The following is a 16,790-nucleotide window of genomic DNA, read 5'->3' as shown; positions in this document are numbered from 1 at the left end:
CGATTCAGGCGGCGGAAAACTCGTCGAGCCAGGTCTTGAGCCGGCGGATCACGGTGGGCTCGCCCGGCGCGGCTTCCAGCACCTGCTCGGCGATGGCCAGCAGGTGATCGGCCTGGAAGCTGGCGGCAAGGCCCCTGAGGCGCATCGCCGCGACATGCCAGTTGCCGTCGCAGCGCGCGCGGGCCAGCAGATCGATCTGCCGGGTGACGCTTTCCAGAAAGGCCGCGCGCAATTCCGCGAACAGCTCCGGGTCTTCCCCCGCGGCAGCCGCGAGTGTCGCTTCCAGGGCACCTGCTTCGTAAGCCATCGGGCCTATCTAGGGGAAGGAAGGTTAAACCGGGGTTTATAGATCCCCGTGGCATGATAGGATCGGCCCATGAATGGGGGATCACGGATCATCGCGTTCGGCGCGAACGGAAACGAAGGCGAAAGCGACGCGATCGTCGCCGCGCCTGACGGCGGGCTCGAAAGGGACACCGCGATCGAAACGGCACTGCCCATCGAAACGGCACTGCCCGAAATGGCACTGCCCGAAATGGCGGAGCCGGCCGCGCCGCCGCGTTCGCTGCCGGCGGTGCTGGCGCCAGCGCTCGCCCTGCTCGCGGTGGCGGGCTGGACCGGCTTTTTCGCCTGGGCTCATCTGGCCGATCTGCGCGCCGGGCTGCCGCCGCGCATGTGGGCCACACTGATCGCGGACTGGGCCGGGCCGACCTTGCTGGTGGGCACCGCCTGGCTGCTGGCGATGCGCACCAGCAAGCGCGAGGCGGCGCGATTCGGCGATGCCGCGCGGCTGCTTTCCAGCGAATCGGCGCAGCTTGAAGCGCGGCTCACCACGGTCAATCGCGAGCTGAGCCTGGCGCGCGAATTCCTCGCCGCGCAATCGCGCGATCTGGAAGCGCTGAGCCGGATCGCGGCCGAACGGCTGACGCAGAACGCCGACCGGCTCGAACACCTGATCCGCGACAATGGCGTGCGGGTCGAAACGATCGGCACGGTCAGCCAGGCCGCGCTCGACAACATGGAGAAGCTGCGCGGGCAGCTGCCGGTGATCGCCAGTTCGGCCAAGGATGTCACCAACAACATCGGCACGGCCGGGCGCGCCGCGCATACCCAGCTTGAGGATCTGATCAACGGCTTCAACCGGCTCAACGAGTTCGGGCAGGCAAGCGAGCGGCAAGTCGAGATCCTGCGGCGCGCGGTGGACGCTGCGCTGATCGAGTTCGCCCGCCAGTGCGAGCAGCTCGATGTCCTGGCCGAACAGCGCTTTGCCGCGCTGGCCGCGCGCGGCGCCGAATTCCGCACCCAGCTTGACGCGCATGAGATCGAGGCGCTGGCCGCCATCCGCAGCCGCGCCGCCGCGCTGACCGGCGAGATCGAGGTCACGCGCGGGCGGCTTGACGATCACGAGGCGGAAAGCCTCACTTCGCTGCGCGCCCGGCTCAATGCCCTGCGCGACGAAGCCGACGTCGTCGCGCGATCGCTGCAGGAGGTGCAGGAACGCGCCATCGCCGACCTTTCGGGCAAGATCGAGACGATCGGCACGCGCATCGCCGCCCAGCGCGAGGAGCATCACCACGAGCAGGCCCAGCTGGCCGAGGATCTGCGCGCGCAATATGAATTGCTCGATGGCGAGATCGGCCGGCGCGTGCGCCGCCTTGCGGAAGAGTTCGAGGAACGGCGCGCGCGCTATATCGCCGAGGAGGAAGCCGCGATGGCGCGGCTATCCGGCATGATCCGCTCGGTCGATGCCGATGTCGTCGCCCGCCTCGCGGGCCAGCAGCAGCATACCGCCAACCTTTCCGAACAGGCCCGCAAGCTGACCGATCGGCTCGAAGTCTATGAACTGCGCATGGCCGGCATCGCCGAGCAAAGCGGCGAGACCGAAGCGCGGATCGGCGCCAGCCTGGCGCTGCTGACCGACAAGCTGACGGCCGCGCGGGCCTCGCTCGCGGCCACCGACAGCGAAGTCGACAAGCTGACCGAGATGAGCGTGCGGCTGCTTGAGCTGATCCAGGCCAGCGCCAGCCAGTGCGCCGGCAACCTGCCCGAAGCGCTGGCGATTTCCGAGGACCGGCTTGGCCGCATGGATGCCTCGATCCGGTCCATGGCCACCGCGATCGCCGATGCCGGCGCGGGCAGCGGCCAGCTGGCCGATCAGGTGCAGACCACGGGCGCCAGCCTGCGCGACCTGGGGGCCGAGCTGGATGCGATGCAGGCGACCACGGCCGCGCACGGTTCGCGCCATGCCGAGACTCTCGCCGGGCTGCGCGCCAGCCTGGGCGATATCGAGCAGCAGGCAGAACGCGTCGCGGGCCGCGCGCGCGAGGAACTGACCGGCGCGATCGAGCGCCTGTCCACCGCCGCGCGCGACGCCGTCGCCGCCATAGAGCACGAGGGCGCGGCCCGCGTGACCGCCATTGCCGACAAGCTGGGCGCGGAAAGCGGCCAGGCGCTGGACAAGGCCATGCGGATGCGCGCGGCCGAAGCTTCGGGGCAGATCGAGCTGGCCGCCGCGCACGCCTCTGGCGTGGGGCGCGAGGCGGCGATCCAGCTGCGCGACCAGCTCGCCAAGGTGAACGAGCTTGTCGCCAATCTCGAAAGCCGGGTCGCCCATGCCCGCCAGCGCGCCGAGGAGCAGGTCGACAACGATTTCTCGCGCCGCGTCGCGCTGATCACCGAATCGCTCAATTCCAACGCGATCGACATCGCCAAGGCGCTTTCGACCGAAGTGTCGGACACGGCCTGGGCGGCCTATCTGCGCGGCGACCGGGGCATCTTCACGCGCCGCGCGGTCAGCCTCATCGACAACAACGATGCCCGCGCGATCCAGCAGATTTATGAGAGCGACGACGAGTTCCGCGCCCACGTCAGCCGCTATATCCATGATTTCGAAGCGATCCTGCGGCAAGTGCTTTCGACCCGCGACGGCAATGCGCTGGGCGTGACGCTGCTGTCGTCGGACATGGGCAAGCTCTACGTCGCGCTGGCGCAGGGCATCGAGCGGCTGCGCAGCTAGGAGCACAAGTTTTGCATCCTGCCAGCGCCGCTATCGGCCCGGATCAGTAATCGTACTTCGAGGTGTCGGGCGGGCTGCCGAAGACGTTGAGATCATCGACGCTGATCCAGCCATAGACATAGTTCAGGTAGAACAGCCCGAACATCGCCACGGACAGCGCCGTGGCGCGCAGCGCGATGCGGCGCGGCCGGAAATTGACCGGGGCGCTATCGGCATGGCCGCGCTCCACCCGATGCCCCGGCACCTCATCGGGCGTGCGCAGGCCGAAAGGCATCACCAGGAACGCGCAAAGCACCCAGAACAGCGAATAGATCGCGATGATCGATGTCCATTGCATGGGGCAGCTCCGATCAATCCTCTAGCAGCAGAACCTGGACTTGCGGCTTCTTGCCCGACCAGCGCGCCGCCGCGCGGCGGGCGGCCAGCCGCGCCGCCTCGATGCGGTCGGCCCGCTCGCCCCGGCGCACGCGCTTCAGCGCATCCGCGACATCGCGGCGCGCCTCGGCCACGAAAGCCTCGTAATCCTCGTCGAGCGGCAGGCCGAGCGCGGAAACCTCGACATGGCCCTTGCGGTCCACCGCCACCGAAACCACCCCGGCAAAGGCGAGGCGCCGCCGCATGACCATCGCCTCGCCATCGGCCGGCGCGATGATGTCGCCATCAAGCACGAGCCGCCCTGCCCGCACTTCGTCGAACTTGCCCGGCGCGCCCGGCGCCAGCCGCACCAGATCGCCGTTCTTCTGGAACACCGCCTTGGGGATGCCGCTGGCCAGCCCCAATCGCGTCTGTTCGCGCATGTGGCGGATCTCGCCATGCACCGGCAGGAGGATCTCGGGCCTGATCCAGCCATAGAGCGCCTGCAGTTCGGGCCGGCCGGGGTGGCCGGAAACGTGGATCGGGCTCTGCCGGTCGGTGACCAGCACGATGCCGCGTTCGGCCAGCCGGTTCTGGATGCGGCCGATGGCGATCTCGTTGCCGGGGATCTGGCGGCTGGAGAACAGCACCACGTCGCCCGCATCGAGCTTGATCTGGTGGTTGTCCTCGGTGATGCGCGCCAGCGCGGCGCGCGGTTCCCCCTGCCCGCCCGTGGCGATGATCAGCAGTTCGCCATGCGGCAAGTCCATCGCGGTCTCGAAATCGACCGTTTCGGGCAAATCCCGCAGATAGCCGCTGGCCTGCCCTGTCTCGATGATCCGGTCGAGCGAGCGCCCGGCCACGCAGAGCCGCCGCCCGGTCGCGCGCGCGACCGCGCCCAGCGTCTGCAACCGCGCCACGTTCGAAGCGAACGTGGTGACGAGCACGCGCCGCCCCTTGTGCTTGCCCACTTCGGCCAGCAGCCCGCGATAGACCGCGCCTTCGGAACCGGAAGCTTCCGGGTTGAACACGTTGGTCGAATCGCAGACCAGCGCGAGCACGCCCTGATCGCCGATCGCGGTCAATTCCTCGGCAGTTGTCGGCACGCCGACCTGCGGCTCGTCATCCAGCTTCCAGTCGCCGGTATGGAAGATCCGGCCATAGGGCGTGTCGATCAGCAGGGCGTTGCCTTCCGCGATCGAATGGGCCAGCGGAACGTAGCGGATGCCGAAGGGCCCGAGCTGGAACCGCTCCAGATCATCGACGACGATCAGCTCGACCTCATCGAGAATCCCCGCTTCCTCCAGCTTGCTTGCCACCAGCCGCGCGGTGAACGGCGTTGCATAGAGCGGAACGCCCAGCTCGCGCGCGAAATAGGGCACCGCGCCGATATGATCCTCATGCGCATGGGTGAGCACGACGGCGATGAGATTCTTGCGCCGCTCCTCGATGAAATCGAGATCGGCGAAGACCAGCTCGACGCCCGGATATTCGGTGCCGGAGAAGGTCATGCCCAGATCGACCATCAGCCACTGGCCATCGCAGCCATAGAGGTTGACGTTCATCCCGATCTCGCCCGAGCCGCCGAGCGCGCAAAACAGCAATTCCTTCCCGGGCTTCATGATGCCGGGCTTCATGTTACCGGAATTCACGAGGCGGGAGCCCTTTCCGCCAGAATGGCCAGTCCTTCGAGGGTCAGATCGGGGTCGATCACGTCGAAGATGTCGGTGGCCTCGCCGAACAGCACGGCCAGGCCGCCCGTGGCGATGACTTTGGCCGGCCGGCCGATCTCGGCGCGCATCCGCGCGATCAACCCCTCCATCATCGCGACATAGCCCCAGAACACGCCGATCAGCATCTGATCCTCGGTGTTGCGGCCGATCACGCTGGGCGTGGCGGGCACTTCGACGGCGATGCGCGGCAGCTTGGCGGTGTTGCCCACCAGCGCATCGAGCGAAAGGTTGAGGCCCGGCGCGATGATCCCGCCCTTGTAGGCACCGTTGAAATCGATCGCGTCGAACGTCGTCGCGGTGCCGAAATCGATGATGATGACATCGCCCGGATACTTGGCGTGCGCGGCCACGGCGTTCACCGCCCGATCCGAGCCGAGCGAGCGCGGCTCGTCCACGTCGATATCGATCGCGTAATCGACCGGCGGATTGCCGGCGATCAGCGGCTCAACCCCGAAATAGTTGCGGGCCAGCACTTCCAGATTGTGCAAGGCGCGCGGGACCACGGTGGAAATGATGATCTGGCCGATCCGCTGCCGTTCGATCCCGCGGATCGTTAGGAGCTGCATCAGCCACACCGCATATTCGTCTCCCGTGCGGCGCGGATCGGTGGCAATGCGCCATCGCCCCTTGATGGTGCGTCCTTCGAACAGCGCGAAGACGACATTGGTGTTGCCGGCATCGATGGCGAGCAGCATGGCGTGGCAATCCTCTTTCTCTTATCGGCTTTCGGCGAGCAGCACATCGCCCGCGCTGATGGCGCGCAGGCCGCCGTCGGGAAGGCGCAGTCGCAAGTTACCTTCGGCATCGAGCCCGGCAAAGCCCCCCGAAAGCGCCGGCTCGCCCGGCGGCTGCACCGCCAGCGGCGTGCCCTCGGGGTGCGCGGCGGCCTGCCAGCGGCGCAGCAGCGGCGCGATGCCGGCGGCGCGCCAGCGTTCGAGCTCGGCCGCGAAAGCGCGGGCCAGATCGTGCGCGAAGGAATCCCGATCGGGCGCGGGCGCGAAATCGGCCAGCGCGGCGGCGGGCCGATCGGGCAGCGCCGGCGCCGAGACGAGGTTCACGCCGATGCCGATGATCACCGTGTCGCCCACGCGTTCGAGCAGGACGCCGGCCAGCTTGGCGGCGCCCAGCATCAGGTCATTGGGCCACTTCAGCCGCGCCATGTCCCGATCGGGCAAGTGCGGCGCGACAGCTTCGCGAACCGCAAGGCCCGTCATCAGCGCCAGTGTCGCTGCGGCCGGATCGCCATGGCCGAGCCGCACCACGGTCGACCCCATGAAATTGCCCGCGCCGTCATGCCATTCGCGGCCCCGGCGCCCCCGGCCGGCGCGCTGGCGATCGGCGACCAGCCAATCGCCTTCGGCAAGATAATCACCCGCCGCGATCCGCGCGGCAAGATCGGCATTGGTCGATCCGGTCTCCGCAACGAACCGGATCGGGCCGTCGCTATTATGCGGCAAGGAAAAGCGCGCTTGCGGCCACGTCGGCCAGACCGCCGAGCCACTTGGTCAGCAGGTAGCCCAGCGGCGAGATGAACACGGTGGCCAATACCAGCAGCGCCTGGTGGGCCCAGTCGCTGCGGCCCTTCACCACGTCGGCCGGCTCGTCGAAATACATGATCTTGACGACCTTGAGGTAGTAGAACGCGCCAATCACCGAAGCCGCGATACCGATCGCCGCCAGCGGAACCAGCCCGGCCTGCACCGCCGCCTGGAAGACGACGAACTTGCCCCAGAAACCGAACAGCGGCGGGATGCCGGCCAGGCTGAACATGACCATCGCCAGCGCGGCGGCAAGGCCGGGCCGCGTGCGTGACAGGCCGGCGATCTGCGCGATCGCCTCGACCGGCTCGCCCGCCTCGTCCTTGAGCATCAGGATCGCGATGAAACCGCCCAGAGACATGGCGACGTAAATCGTCAGGTAGACCAGCATGGCCGATGCGCCGGCCGGCGTCGCGGCGGCAAGGCCGATCAGCATGAAGCCGACGTTGTTGATCGAGGAATAGGCCATCAGCCGCTTGATATTGGCCTGGCCGATGGCGCCGAGCGCGCCGACCACGATCGAGGCGAGCGAGGCGAAGATCACGATCTGGCGCCATGCGTCCGACTGCGGCCCGAAGGCATCGAGCGCGACGCGCATGGTCAGCGCCAGCGCGGCGACCTTGGGCGCGGTGGCGAAGAAGGTCGTCACCGGCGTGGGCGCGCCTTCATAGACGTCGGGCGTCCACATGTGGAACGGCACCGCGCTGATCTTGAAGGCCAGGCCAGCCAGCATGAAGACGATGCCGAACAGCGCGCCGTGCGACAGCCCGCCTTCGAGCGCCACGCGGATGCCTTCGAACGAGGTCGTGCCGGTGAAGCCATAAGTCAGGCTGATGCCGAAAAGCAGGATGCCGCTCGCCAGCGAGCCCAGCACGAAATACTTGAGCCCCGCCTCGGCCGAGCGGTCGTCGGACCGCAGGAAGGCGGCCAGCACGTAGGAGGCAAGCGAATTGAGTTCGAGGCCGATGTAGAGCGTCAGCAGGTTGCTGGCCGAGACCATCATGCCCATGCCCAGCGCGGCGAACAGGATGAGCAGCGGATATTCCGCGCGCATCGCCCGCAGCCGGTCGAAGAAAGCGGGCGCGATCACCAGCGAGGCGGCGGCCGCGCCATAGATCAGCAGCTTGGCGAAGCTGGCGAAGGCATCGGCGCGATACTGGTCCCCGAACGCCTGCGCGTCAGGGCCCATCGCGCCGCCGCACAGCGCGGGCATGACGAGGAATGCGGCGCCCACCAGCGCGGCGACCGAGGCCACGCTGATCAGCCGCGCGGCCTTGTCCCCGCCCCAGGCGGCGACCAGCAGCAGCACGAGGCCGGCAATGCTCAGCGTTTCTTCCGGCGCGATCAGGCGCAGCGACTGCAACCAGTCCATCAGTGTGCCCCCTCATGCGCGGCTTCGGCTTCGTGCGCGGGCTTGCCCTTGCCCATGGCGAGCTTTGCATCGCCCTCCGGCCTGGCGCGTGCGACGCGGGCGTCGAGCGCGGCGATGTCCGCGCGCATCGGCGCCAGGAAACTTTCGGGATAAACGCCCATCCACAGCACCGCGAGGCCCAGCGGGATCATCATCAGATACTCGCGCAACGAAAGGTCGGGCATCGCGGCGGCATCGGCGTGCTTCTGCTCGCCAAAGGCGACGCGGCGATAGAGGTAGAGCATGTAGGCCGCGCCCAGGATGATGCCGGTGGTGCAGACCAGCGCGACCCAGCTCGACACCTGATAGATGCCGCCAAGGCTGAGGAACTCGCCGACGAAGCCGCTCGTACCCGGCAGGCCGATCGAGGCCATGGTGAAGAGCATGAAGAACAGCGCGTAATGCGGCATGTTGATCGACAGGCCGCCGTAGCGGTCGATCTCGCGGGTGTGCAGCCGGTCATAGATCACGCCGACCGCGAGGAACAGCGCGCCCGAGACCAGGCCGTGGCTGAGCATCACGATCATCGAGCCTTCGAGGCCCTGCGTGTTGAAGGCGAACAGGCCGATCGTCACGATCGCCATGTGCGCCACCGAGGAATAGGCGATCAGCTTCTTCATGTCGTGCTGCACCAGCGCGACGAGCGACGTGTAGACCACCGCGATCATCGACAGCGCGAAGACCAGCCAGGCGAACTGGGCCGAAGCTTCGGGGAACATCGGCAGCGAGAAACGGATGAAGCCGTAGCCGCCCATCTTCAGCAGCACGCCGGCCAAGATCACCGATCCGGCAGTGGGCGCCTGCACGTGCGCGTCGGGCAGCCAGGTGTGGACCGGCCACATCGGCATCTTCACCGCGAAGCTGGCGAAGAAGGCCAGCCACAGCCAGGTCTGCGCCTTCGCCGGGAAGTCATAGGCCATCAGCGTGGGGATATCGGTGGTGCCCGCCTCGTTCACCATCCACAACATCGCGATCAGCATCAGCACCGATCCGAGCAGCGTGTAGAGGAAGAACTTGTAGCTGGCGTAGATCCGGTCCTGCCCGCCCCAGATGCCGATGATCAGGTACATCGGGATCAGGCCGGCTTCGAAGAAAATGTAGAACAGGTAGAGATCCTGCGCCGCGAACACGCCGATCATCAGCGTTTCCATCAGCAGGAAGGCGGCCATGTATTCGCCGACGCGCTTTTCGATCGAGGTCCAGCTCGCGCCGATGCAGATCGGCATGAGGAAGACCGAGAGCATGATCAGCATCAGCGCGATGCCATCGATGCCCAGCGCATAGGAGAAGCCGGCGAACAACGCGGTGCGTTCGGTGAACTGCCACTGCGCGCCGCCGATATCGTAATTCGCCCAGAGCACCACGCCGAGCATGAAATCGACCAGCGTCGCGGCAAGCGCCAGCGCGCGCGCGGGCTTCGCCTCCAGGAACAGGCAGGCGATCGCCGCGACGAGCGGCACGAGCAGCATCAGGCTGAGGATCGGAAAACCACTCATCGTCTTATCCCGCGATCACCCAGCTGATGGCGCCGACAAGTCCGAGCAGCATCACCAGTGCGTAGCTATAGAGATATCCCGACTGCACCTTTTGCGCATAAGTCGAGCCCTTGGCGACGACCCACGCGGCGCCGTCCGGGCCGAGGCGGTCGATCAGGCCGATATCGCCCTGTTTCCAGAACACGCGGCCGAGCCAGAAGGCAGGCACGACGAAGGCGTAGTGGTAAAGCTCGTCGAAGTACCACTTGTTGTAGACGAAGCGGTAGATCGGGCCGAGCTGTTCCGCCACCATGGCCGGGAACTTCGTGTTGTGCATGTAGCCGTACCAGGCGATCGCGAAACCGATGGCCATGACGGTGAACGGCGCCCATTTCACCCAGGTCGGCACGCCGTGCATCGCGTGGATCAGGTGTTCGGAGAACGCCAGGCTGCCTTTCCAGAACTCGCCCGTGCCTTCGCTGATGAATGCATGGTTGAACACGATGCCGGCGAAGATCGCGCCGAGCGAAAGCACGATGAGCGGGATCAGCATGACCAGCGGGCTTTCGTGCGGGTGATAGCCCGCCGTGCCGTCACCATGATCGGCGTGGCCATGCCCGTGATCGTCATGCGCATGGGCATCGTGACCGTGGCCATCATGCCCGTGCGCATCGTGCACCGCGTGCTGGATGTGCTCCGAGCCGGCCCAGCGCGGCTTGCCGAAGAAGGTCAGGAAGACGAGGCGCCAGGAATAGAAGCTGGTCATCAGCGCGGCGGTGATGCCCATCCAGAAGGCGAAGCTGCCGATCTGGGTGTTGCTGCCGAACGCGGCTTCCAGGATCGCGTCCTTCGAATAGAAGCCGGCGAAACCCGCGACGCCCGCGATGCCGACGCCGGTGATGGCCAGCGTGCCCGCGGTCATCGCCCAGAAGGTGATCGGGATCTGCTTACGCAGCGCGCCGTAATGGCGCATGTCCTGCTCATGGTGCATCGCGTGGATCACCGAGCCCGCGCCCAGGAACAGCAGCGCCTTGAAGAAGGCGTGCGTGAACAGATGGAACATGGCCGCGCCATAAGCGCCCACGCCGGCGGCGAAGAACATGTAGCCGAGCTGCGAACAGGTGGAATAGGCGATGACGCGCTTGATGTCCCACTGCGTCGTGCCGATCGTGGCGGCGAAGAAGCAGGTGGCCGCGCCGATGAAGGTGACGAAGCTCAGCGCGGTCGGGCTCGCTTCGAACATTGGCGAGAGGCGGCAGACCATGAAGACGCCGGCCGTGACCATGGTGGCGGCGTGGATCAGCGCGGAAACCGGCGTCGGGCCTTCCATCGCGTCGGGAAGCCAGGTGTGCAGGCCAAGCTGCGCCGACTTGCCCATCGCGCCGATGAACAGGAGGATGCACAGCACCGTCATCGTATCGAAGCGATGGCCGAGGAAGCCGATGGTCGATCCGGCCATGCCGGGCGCGGCGGCGAGGATCTCCGGGATCGAGACCGTGCCGAACACCAGGAAGGTGCCGAAGATGCCAAGCATGAAGCCCAGATCGCCCACGCGGTTGACCACGAAAGCCTTGATCGCGGCGGCGCTGGCCGAAGGCTTGCGGAACCAGAAGCCGATGAGGAGGTAGGAGGCAAGGCCCACCCCTTCCCAGCCGAAGAACATCTGGACGAGATTGTCGGCCGTCACCAGCATCAGCATGGCGAAGGTGAACAGCGAGAGATAGGCGAAGAAGCGCGGCTGATCCGGCTCGTCCGACATGTACCCCCAGGAATAGAGGTGCACGAGCGCGGAAACGCTGGTCACGACGACGAGCATCACCGCGGTCAGCGTATCGACGCGCAAGGCCCAGTCGAACGTCAGCGTACCCGATTGCACCCACTTGAGCACGGGAACGACGGTGGCTTCGGCATTGCCGGCCAGGAAGCTGATGAAGATCGGCCACGACAGCGCGCAGGCGATGAACAGCGCGCCGGTGGTCAGCACCTTGGCGGGCAGCGCGCCAAGCGCCTTGTTGCCAAGGCCGGCGACGATCGCGGCCAGCAGCGGCAGGAAGACGATGAACAGGATCGATTGCAAGGCGCTTACCCCTTCATCCGGTTCACGTCGTCGACCGCGATGGTGCCGCGATCACGGAAATAGATCACCAGGATCGCCAGTCCGATCGCCGCCTCGCCGGCGGCGACGGTGAGCACGAACATGGCGAAGATCTGCCCCGTCAGGTCATGCAGGAACGCGCTGAATGCGACGAGATTGATGTTCACCGCCAGCAGGATCAGCTCGATCGCCATGAGGATGACGATCACGTTCTTGCGGTTGAGAAAGATGCCGAGCACGCCGAGCACGAACAGGATCGAGCTGACGACGACATAGTGTTCGATACCGATCACAGCGTAACCCCCTTGCCCACTTCCGGCCGCAGGTTGACCGTCGCCTCGTCCGGCCGGCGCGCGACCTGCCTGGCGATATTCTGGCCGCGCACATCGCCGCGCTGGCGATGGGTCAGCACGATCGCGCCGATCATCGCGACCAGCAGGATGATGCCGGCCGCTTCGAACAGGAACAGATAGCGCCCGTAGAGCAGCGCGCCGATCGCCTCGATATTCGAGGCTCCGGCCGCCGTCGTGGCGGTTCCGTCAGGCGTGCCGAGCTTGAGCGCGCCGGCGCGGTAGGCGCCGATCCCCAGCACCATTTCCGCCAGCAGCGCCAGCGCGAGCACCATGCCGAGCGGGAAGTTGCGGATGAAGCCCGCGCGCAGTTCCGCGAAATCGATGTCGAGCATCATGACCACGAACAGGAACAGCACCGCGACCGCGCCGACATAGACGATGACCAGCAGCATGGCGATGAACTCGGCACCGGCCAGCACCATCAGGCCCGCGGCGTTGAAGAACGCCAGGATGAGCCAGAGCACCGAGTGCACCGGGTTGCGCGCCAGGATGGTGATCGCGCCGGAGGCGATCGTCATCACCGCGAAAAGGTAGAAGGCGAAAATCTGAATCATGGAAGTGCCGATCCCCTGGGCGCGCCCCTACCGATACGGCGCGTCGGCTTCAAGGTTCACGGCGATGGCCCGCTCCCACTTGTCCCCGTTCGCCAAGAGTTTGGCCTTGTCGTAGAGCAGTTCCTCGCGCGTTTCGGTCGCGTATTCGAAGTTCGGCCCTTCGACGATGGCATCCACCGGGCAGGCTTCCTGGCAGAAGCCGCAGTAGATGCACTTGGTCATGTCGATGTCATAGCGCGTCGTGCGGCGCGATCCGTCGGCGCGCGGCTCGGCCTCGATGGTGATCGCCTGCGCCGGGCAGACCGCCTCGCACAGCTTGCAGGCGATGCAGCGCTCCTCGCCGTTGGGATAACGGCGCAGCGCGTGCTCGCCGCGGAAGCGCGGAGAGAGCGGGTTCTTCTCGAACGGGTAGTTGATCGTCGCCTTGGGCTTGAAGAAATACTGCAAGGTCAGCCAGTGCGCCTTGAGGAATTCCCACAGCGTGAAGCTTTTGACGAGTTGTGCGACAGTCATGCCCCGTACCTCGTGAACATCAGATAGCCCGAAACCACCACCACGAAGCCGAGCGAGACGGGCAGGAACACTTTCCAGCCCAGCCGCATGAGCTGGTCATAGCGATAGCGCGGGACGGTCGCCTTCACCCAGGAGAAGACGAAAAAGAAGAACAGGATCTTGAGCAGCAACCAGACGAAACCGGGCACGTAGTAGAGCACCGGAATGTCGAGCGGCGGCAGCCATCCGCCGAAGAACAGCGTGGCGTTGAGCGCGCACATCAGCAGCACGTTGGCGTATTCGCCCAGCCAGTACAGCGCGAAGGCCATCGAGGAATATTCGGTCTGGTAGCCGGCGACCAGCTCCGATTCGGCCTCGGTCAGATCGAACGGGGCGCGTTGCGTCTCGGCCATGCCGGAGATCAGGAACATCACCCACATCGGGAAGAGCAGCGGGTTGATGAAGAAGCCGTTGACGATCCAGACATGCGCCTGCTGCGCCTTGACGATGTCGTTCATGTTGAACGTGCCCGCCCACAGCACCACGCAGATCAGGATGAAGCCGATCGAGACTTCATAGGAGATCATCTGCGCCGAGGCGCGCATCGCCGAGAAGAACGGATATTTCGAGTTCGAGGCCCAGCCGGCCATGATCGTGCCGTAGACGCCCAGCGAACTGATCGCGAGCACATAGAGCAGGCCGACGTTGATATCGGCCAGGATGGCGCCCGAGTTGAACGGGATCACCGCCCAGGCCATCAGCGCGACGGTGAACGTCACGATCGGCGCGATCAGGAAGATGCCCTTGTTCGCCGCCGAGGGAATGATGGTTTCCTGCAGGAAGACCTTGAGGCCATCCGCGAACGACTGGAGCAGGCCGAACGGGCCGACCACGTTGGGCCCGCGCCGCAGCGCCATCGCCGCCCAGATCTTGCGGTCGGCATAAATGATCATCGCCACGCCCAGCATCAGCGGCAGCGCGATCAGCAAGATGCCGATGATCGTGGATAGGAACCACGCCCATTCATAGGGTAGCCATTGGCCGAAGAACGCGGTCATTCCGCCGCCTCCGCGAAATCCTCGCCATGCAGCAGTTCGGCCGAGCAGCGCTGCATGACCGCGCTGGCGCGGGCGATGGGGTTGGTCATGTAGAAATCCTTGACCGGATAGGCGATGCCGCCCGCGGCGGAACCGCCGCCCGCGGGCAGGTCGCTCCCGTAGTCCGCCAGACCCTCGATGCCAAGCGCCGGAACCTGCGAAATCATCGCGGCGCGCAATTCCTCGAAGCTGTCGAAGCCCACCGACACGCCGAAGGCATCGGCCATGGCGCGCAGGATCGACCAGTCCTCGCGCGCGTCGCCCGGGGCGAACACGGCCTTGTCGGCCATCTGCACGCGGCCTTCGGTGTTGACGTAAGTGCCGGCCTTCTCGGTATAGGCCGCTGCTGGCAGGACCACGTCCGCCGCGTGCGCGCCCTTGTCGCCGTGGTGGCCGACGTAGACGATCATCGAATCGGCGAATCGGGCATAGTCCACTTCATCGGCGCCCAGCGCGATCAGCACCTTGGGCTTGGCCGCGACCAGATCGGCGATGCCGCCCTTCTGCGCGAAGCCGAGCATCAGCCCGCCCATGCGCGCGGCGGCCATGTGCAGCACGTTGAAACCATTCCACTTGGTGCAGTCTTCCAGATCGCGCACCAGGTTGAAGCGCCCGGCCAGCGCCAGCGAGGCATCCAGCCCGCCCCGGCCCAGCCCCGCGCCGCCGACGATCACCGCCGGGCGCCTGGCATCGCCGAACGCCTGCGTGACGGCTTCGGGCAGGTTGCCCAGCACCGACAGGTCTTCGCCCAGGAACACGCCGCCGAACGTGGTTTCCCACTCCGGCCCGACCAGGAACACCTTCGCCCCGCGCTTGACCGCCTTGCGCAGCCGCACGTTCACCAGCGGCGCTTCCCAGCGGACCATCGAGCCGACGATCAGGATCGCATCGGCCGTCTCGATACCGGCGAACGTCGTGTTGAAATTCACCGCCGCCAGGCTCGACGTATCATAGTCCATGCCGGTCTGCCGGCCTTCGAGCAGGCTCGAACCCAGCGCGCCGAGCAGCGCCTTGGCCGCGAACATCGTCTCGCAATCGACCAGATCGCCCGCCACCGCCGCGATCCTGCTGCCCGGATTGAGCGAGGCGATCGCGCCGAACGCCTCGGTCCAGCTCACCGGCACCAGCTTGCCATCGCGGCGCAGATAGGGCTTGTCGAGCCGGCGCCTGGTCAGGCCGTCGACCATGTAGCGCGCCTTGTCGGAGATCCACTCCTCGTTGACGTCGTCGTTGACGCGCGGCAGCACGCGCAGCACTTCGCGGCCCCGGCTGTCGATGCGGATATTGGCACCGCAAGCGTCGGACACGTCGATGCCGAGCGTCTTCTTCAGCTCCCACGGCCGCGCCTCGAACGCGTAGGGGCGCGAGGTCAGCGCGCCGACCGGGCACAGGTCGATCACATTGGCGCTCATCTCGTGCCTGGCGGCATGTTCGAGGTAGGTCGAAATCTGCATGTTCTCGCCGCGATAGAGCGCGCCGATCTCGTCCACCCCGGCGATCTCCTCGGAGAAGCGCACGCAGCGGGTGCAGTGGATGCAGCGCGTCATCACCGTCTTGATGAGCGGGCCCATGTACTTCTCGGTCACGGCACGCTTGTTCTCGTGATAGCGCGAACCGCCCCGGCCATAAGCCATGGCCTGGTCCTGCAAGTCGCACTCGCCGCCCTGGTCGCAGATCGGGCAATCGAGCGGGTGATTGATGAGCAGGAACTCCATCACCCCTTCGCGCGCCTTCTTGACCATTTCGGAATCGGTGCGGATTTCCTGGCCCTCGGCGGCGGGAAGGGCGCAGCTTGCCTGCGGCTTGGGCGGCCCCGGCTTCACTTCGACCAGGCACATGCGGCAATTGCCGGCGATCGACAGGCGCTCGTGATAGCAGAAGCGCGGAATCTCCTTGCCGGCCAGTTCACAGGCCTGCAGCACGGTGGCCCCTGCCGGGACTTCGAGTTCCTGTCCGTCTACGGTGACTTTGGGCATATCTCAGCTCTTTCCGGTCGCGGTGTTGAGGCCCGCGAGGCGATAGGCGGCCAGCGCGATGATCGCGCGCAGGCCAGCCTTGTTGATGCGCAGGGTCTTGCCTTGGTGCACGCAAGTGGCGAGTTGCTGGGCAAGGCTTTTCAGCTTTTCATCCGCCGCGGCGGAACCGGGATCGCTGAACACCAGCGCCGATGTTCCCTGCGGATTGCCCAGGGCAAGGCACATTCCGGTATATTCGATTTCCGAACGCGCCTCCACGGCCGGCTCGGGCGGGTGCAGCGTCGTCGCCAGCGTCTGCTCGTTCCACTTGCGCTGCAGCAGGACTTCGGCCAGCGTTCCGGCGAACAGCACGCCGCCCATCTCGAAATGGCTCACCGAACTGCCGGCCAGGCACTGGCCATGCCCCTTGCCCAGACGCATCAAGGCATCGCGATATTCCGGGCTCTGGGTCTCGAGCGCCAGCGCCTTTTCCGCGCCGGCAGGCGACAGCGAGACGACGCAGCGCGCGTAGTTGTACATCGCCTCGAGTTCCCACTTTTCCGGCGACGGCTTCGGACCGGGTGCGTCCGCTGCTTGCGCGCTGCCGCACGCCAGCACGGCCAGCGTTCCCGCAAGGGCGGCGCGGCTCGCGCGGCTCACATGAGCGGCAAGGCGGCGAAGCGCGATCATGCTCAGCATCCCCGGGTTTGCGTCGAG

At 66.3% G+C, this 16,790-nt stretch carries 15 protein-coding genes; 1 reads left to right on the top strand and 14 read right to left on the bottom strand.

Annotation, left to right across the window (positions count from 1 at the left end; genetic code table 11):
• Nucleotides 1-4: 4 nt before the first annotated feature.
• Complete coding sequence (locus PYV00_RS21080) at nucleotides 5-307, bottom strand: Hpt domain-containing protein (protein ID WP_275230292.1); 303 nt, start codon at nucleotides 305-307, stop codon at nucleotides 5-7.
• A 69-nt stretch (nucleotides 308-376) separates the two neighbouring features.
• Between PYV00_RS21080 and PYV00_RS21075 the strand changes: the two genes are divergently transcribed.
• On the top strand, nucleotides 377-3,016 hold the full coding sequence (locus PYV00_RS21075; protein WP_275230291.1) for an ATPase: 2,640 nt from the start codon (nucleotides 377-379) through the stop codon (nucleotides 3,014-3,016).
• Nucleotides 3,017-3,059: 43 nt separating this feature from the next.
• Here PYV00_RS21075 and PYV00_RS21070 read toward each other — a convergent pair whose 3' ends face one another.
• The 13 genes from PYV00_RS21070 to PYV00_RS21010 are packed head-to-tail and all read right to left on the bottom strand — an operon-like array spanning nucleotide 3,060 to nucleotide 16,763.
• Entirely contained in the window at nucleotides 3,060-3,353 is a 294-nt protein-coding gene (locus PYV00_RS21070) for a DUF1467 family protein (protein WP_275230290.1), read from the bottom strand.
• A 13-nt stretch (nucleotides 3,354-3,366) separates the two neighbouring features.
• Nucleotides 3,367-4,992, bottom strand: a complete 1,626-nt coding sequence (locus PYV00_RS21065) for a ribonuclease J (RefSeq protein ID WP_275230323.1) — start codon at nucleotides 4,990-4,992, stop codon at nucleotides 3,367-3,369.
• 26 nt (nucleotides 4,993-5,018) lie between these two features.
• A complete protein-coding gene (locus PYV00_RS21060) occupies nucleotides 5,019-5,798 on the bottom strand; it encodes a type III pantothenate kinase (protein ID WP_275230289.1) in 780 nt (259 codons plus the stop codon).
• A 21-nt stretch (nucleotides 5,799-5,819) separates the two neighbouring features.
• On the bottom strand, nucleotides 5,820-6,560 hold the full coding sequence (locus PYV00_RS21055) for a biotin--[acetyl-CoA-carboxylase] ligase (RefSeq protein ID WP_275230288.1): 741 nt from the start codon (nucleotides 6,558-6,560) through the stop codon (nucleotides 5,820-5,822).
• The gene (gene nuoN, locus PYV00_RS21050) at nucleotides 6,550-8,013 is read right to left on the bottom strand and encodes an NADH-quinone oxidoreductase subunit NuoN (RefSeq protein WP_275230287.1); all 1,464 of its coding nucleotides are present in this window, start codon (nucleotides 8,011-8,013) and stop codon (nucleotides 6,550-6,552) included. The genes PYV00_RS21055 and nuoN overlap by 11 nt, the downstream gene beginning before the upstream one ends.
• Nucleotides 8,013-9,548 carry an NADH-quinone oxidoreductase subunit M gene (locus PYV00_RS21045; RefSeq protein WP_275230286.1) on the bottom strand — a complete coding sequence of 512 codons (1,536 nt, stop codon included), beginning with the start codon at nucleotides 9,546-9,548 and terminating at the stop codon, nucleotides 8,013-8,015. The genes nuoN and PYV00_RS21045 overlap by 1 nt, the downstream gene beginning before the upstream one ends.
• A gap of 4 nt (nucleotides 9,549-9,552) precedes the next feature.
• Nucleotides 9,553-11,604: an NADH-quinone oxidoreductase subunit L gene (gene nuoL / locus PYV00_RS21040; protein WP_275230285.1), complete on the bottom strand. Its 2,052-nt coding sequence runs from the start codon at nucleotides 11,602-11,604 to the stop codon at nucleotides 9,553-9,555.
• Nucleotides 11,605-11,609: 5 nt separating this feature from the next.
• On the bottom strand, nucleotides 11,610-11,915 hold the full coding sequence (nuoK, locus tag PYV00_RS21035) for an NADH-quinone oxidoreductase subunit NuoK (protein ID WP_275230284.1): 306 nt from the start codon (nucleotides 11,913-11,915) through the stop codon (nucleotides 11,610-11,612).
• On the bottom strand, nucleotides 11,912-12,529 hold the full coding sequence (locus PYV00_RS21030; protein ID WP_275230283.1) for an NADH-quinone oxidoreductase subunit J: 618 nt from the start codon (nucleotides 12,527-12,529) through the stop codon (nucleotides 11,912-11,914). The genes nuoK and PYV00_RS21030 overlap by 4 nt, the downstream gene beginning before the upstream one ends.
• Nucleotides 12,530-12,556: 27 nt before the next feature.
• The gene (gene nuoI / locus PYV00_RS21025) at nucleotides 12,557-13,042 is read right to left on the bottom strand and encodes an NADH-quinone oxidoreductase subunit NuoI (protein ID WP_275230282.1); all 486 of its coding nucleotides are present in this window, start codon (nucleotides 13,040-13,042) and stop codon (nucleotides 12,557-12,559) included.
• Nucleotides 13,039-14,079, bottom strand: a complete 1,041-nt coding sequence (gene nuoH, locus PYV00_RS21020) for an NADH-quinone oxidoreductase subunit NuoH (RefSeq protein ID WP_275230281.1) — start codon at nucleotides 14,077-14,079, stop codon at nucleotides 13,039-13,041. Before nuoH ends, nuoI begins: the two co-directional genes overlap by 4 nt.
• Entirely contained in the window at nucleotides 14,076-16,094 is a 2,019-nt protein-coding gene (gene nuoG / locus PYV00_RS21015) for an NADH-quinone oxidoreductase subunit NuoG (protein ID WP_275230280.1), read from the bottom strand. The genes nuoH and nuoG overlap by 4 nt, the downstream gene beginning before the upstream one ends.
• Nucleotides 16,095-16,097: 3 nt before the next feature.
• On the bottom strand, nucleotides 16,098-16,763 hold the full coding sequence (locus PYV00_RS21010) for a hypothetical protein (RefSeq protein ID WP_275230279.1): 666 nt from the start codon (nucleotides 16,761-16,763) through the stop codon (nucleotides 16,098-16,100).
• Nucleotides 16,764-16,790 lie beyond the last annotated feature (27 nt).

This window comes from Novosphingobium album (ex Liu et al. 2023) (assembly GCF_029076845.1).
In the GTDB taxonomy this organism is placed as follows: Bacteria; Pseudomonadota; Alphaproteobacteria; order Sphingomonadales; family Sphingomonadaceae; genus Novosphingobium.
This window is presented reverse-complemented; position numbering and strand designations above follow the sequence as displayed.

Coding starts and splice junctions, on each gene's coding strand:
- PYV00_RS21080 (WP_275230292.1), bottom strand. CDS start 307: ATGGCTTACGAAGCAGGTGCCCTGGAAGCGACACTCGCGGCTGCCGCG.
- PYV00_RS21075 (WP_275230291.1), top strand. CDS start 377: ATGAATGGGGGATCACGGATCATCGCGTTCGGCGCGAACGGAAACGAA.
- PYV00_RS21070 (WP_275230290.1), bottom strand. CDS start 3,353: ATGCAATGGACATCGATCATCGCGATCTATTCGCTGTTCTGGGTGCTT.
- PYV00_RS21065 (WP_275230323.1), bottom strand. CDS start 4,992: ATGAAGCCCGGGAAGGAATTGCTGTTTTGCGCGCTCGGCGGCTCGGGC.
- PYV00_RS21060 (WP_275230289.1), bottom strand. CDS start 5,798: ATGCTGCTCGCCATCGATGCCGGCAACACCAATGTCGTCTTCGCGCTG.
- nuoN (WP_275230287.1), bottom strand. CDS start 8,013: ATGGACTGGTTGCAGTCGCTGCGCCTGATCGCGCCGGAAGAAACGCTG.
- PYV00_RS21045 (WP_275230286.1), bottom strand. CDS start 9,548: ATGAGTGGTTTTCCGATCCTCAGCCTGATGCTGCTCGTGCCGCTCGTC.
- PYV00_RS21030 (WP_275230283.1), bottom strand. CDS start 12,529: ATGATTCAGATTTTCGCCTTCTACCTTTTCGCGGTGATGACGATCGCC.
- nuoI (WP_275230282.1), bottom strand. CDS start 13,042: ATGACTGTCGCACAACTCGTCAAAAGCTTCACGCTGTGGGAATTCCTC.
- nuoH (WP_275230281.1), bottom strand. CDS start 14,079: ATGACCGCGTTCTTCGGCCAATGGCTACCCTATGAATGGGCGTGGTTC.
- nuoG (WP_275230280.1), bottom strand. CDS start 16,094: ATGCCCAAAGTCACCGTAGACGGACAGGAACTCGAAGTCCCGGCAGGG.
- PYV00_RS21010 (WP_275230279.1), bottom strand. CDS start 16,763: ATGATCGCGCTTCGCCGCCTTGCCGCTCATGTGAGCCGCGCGAGCCGC.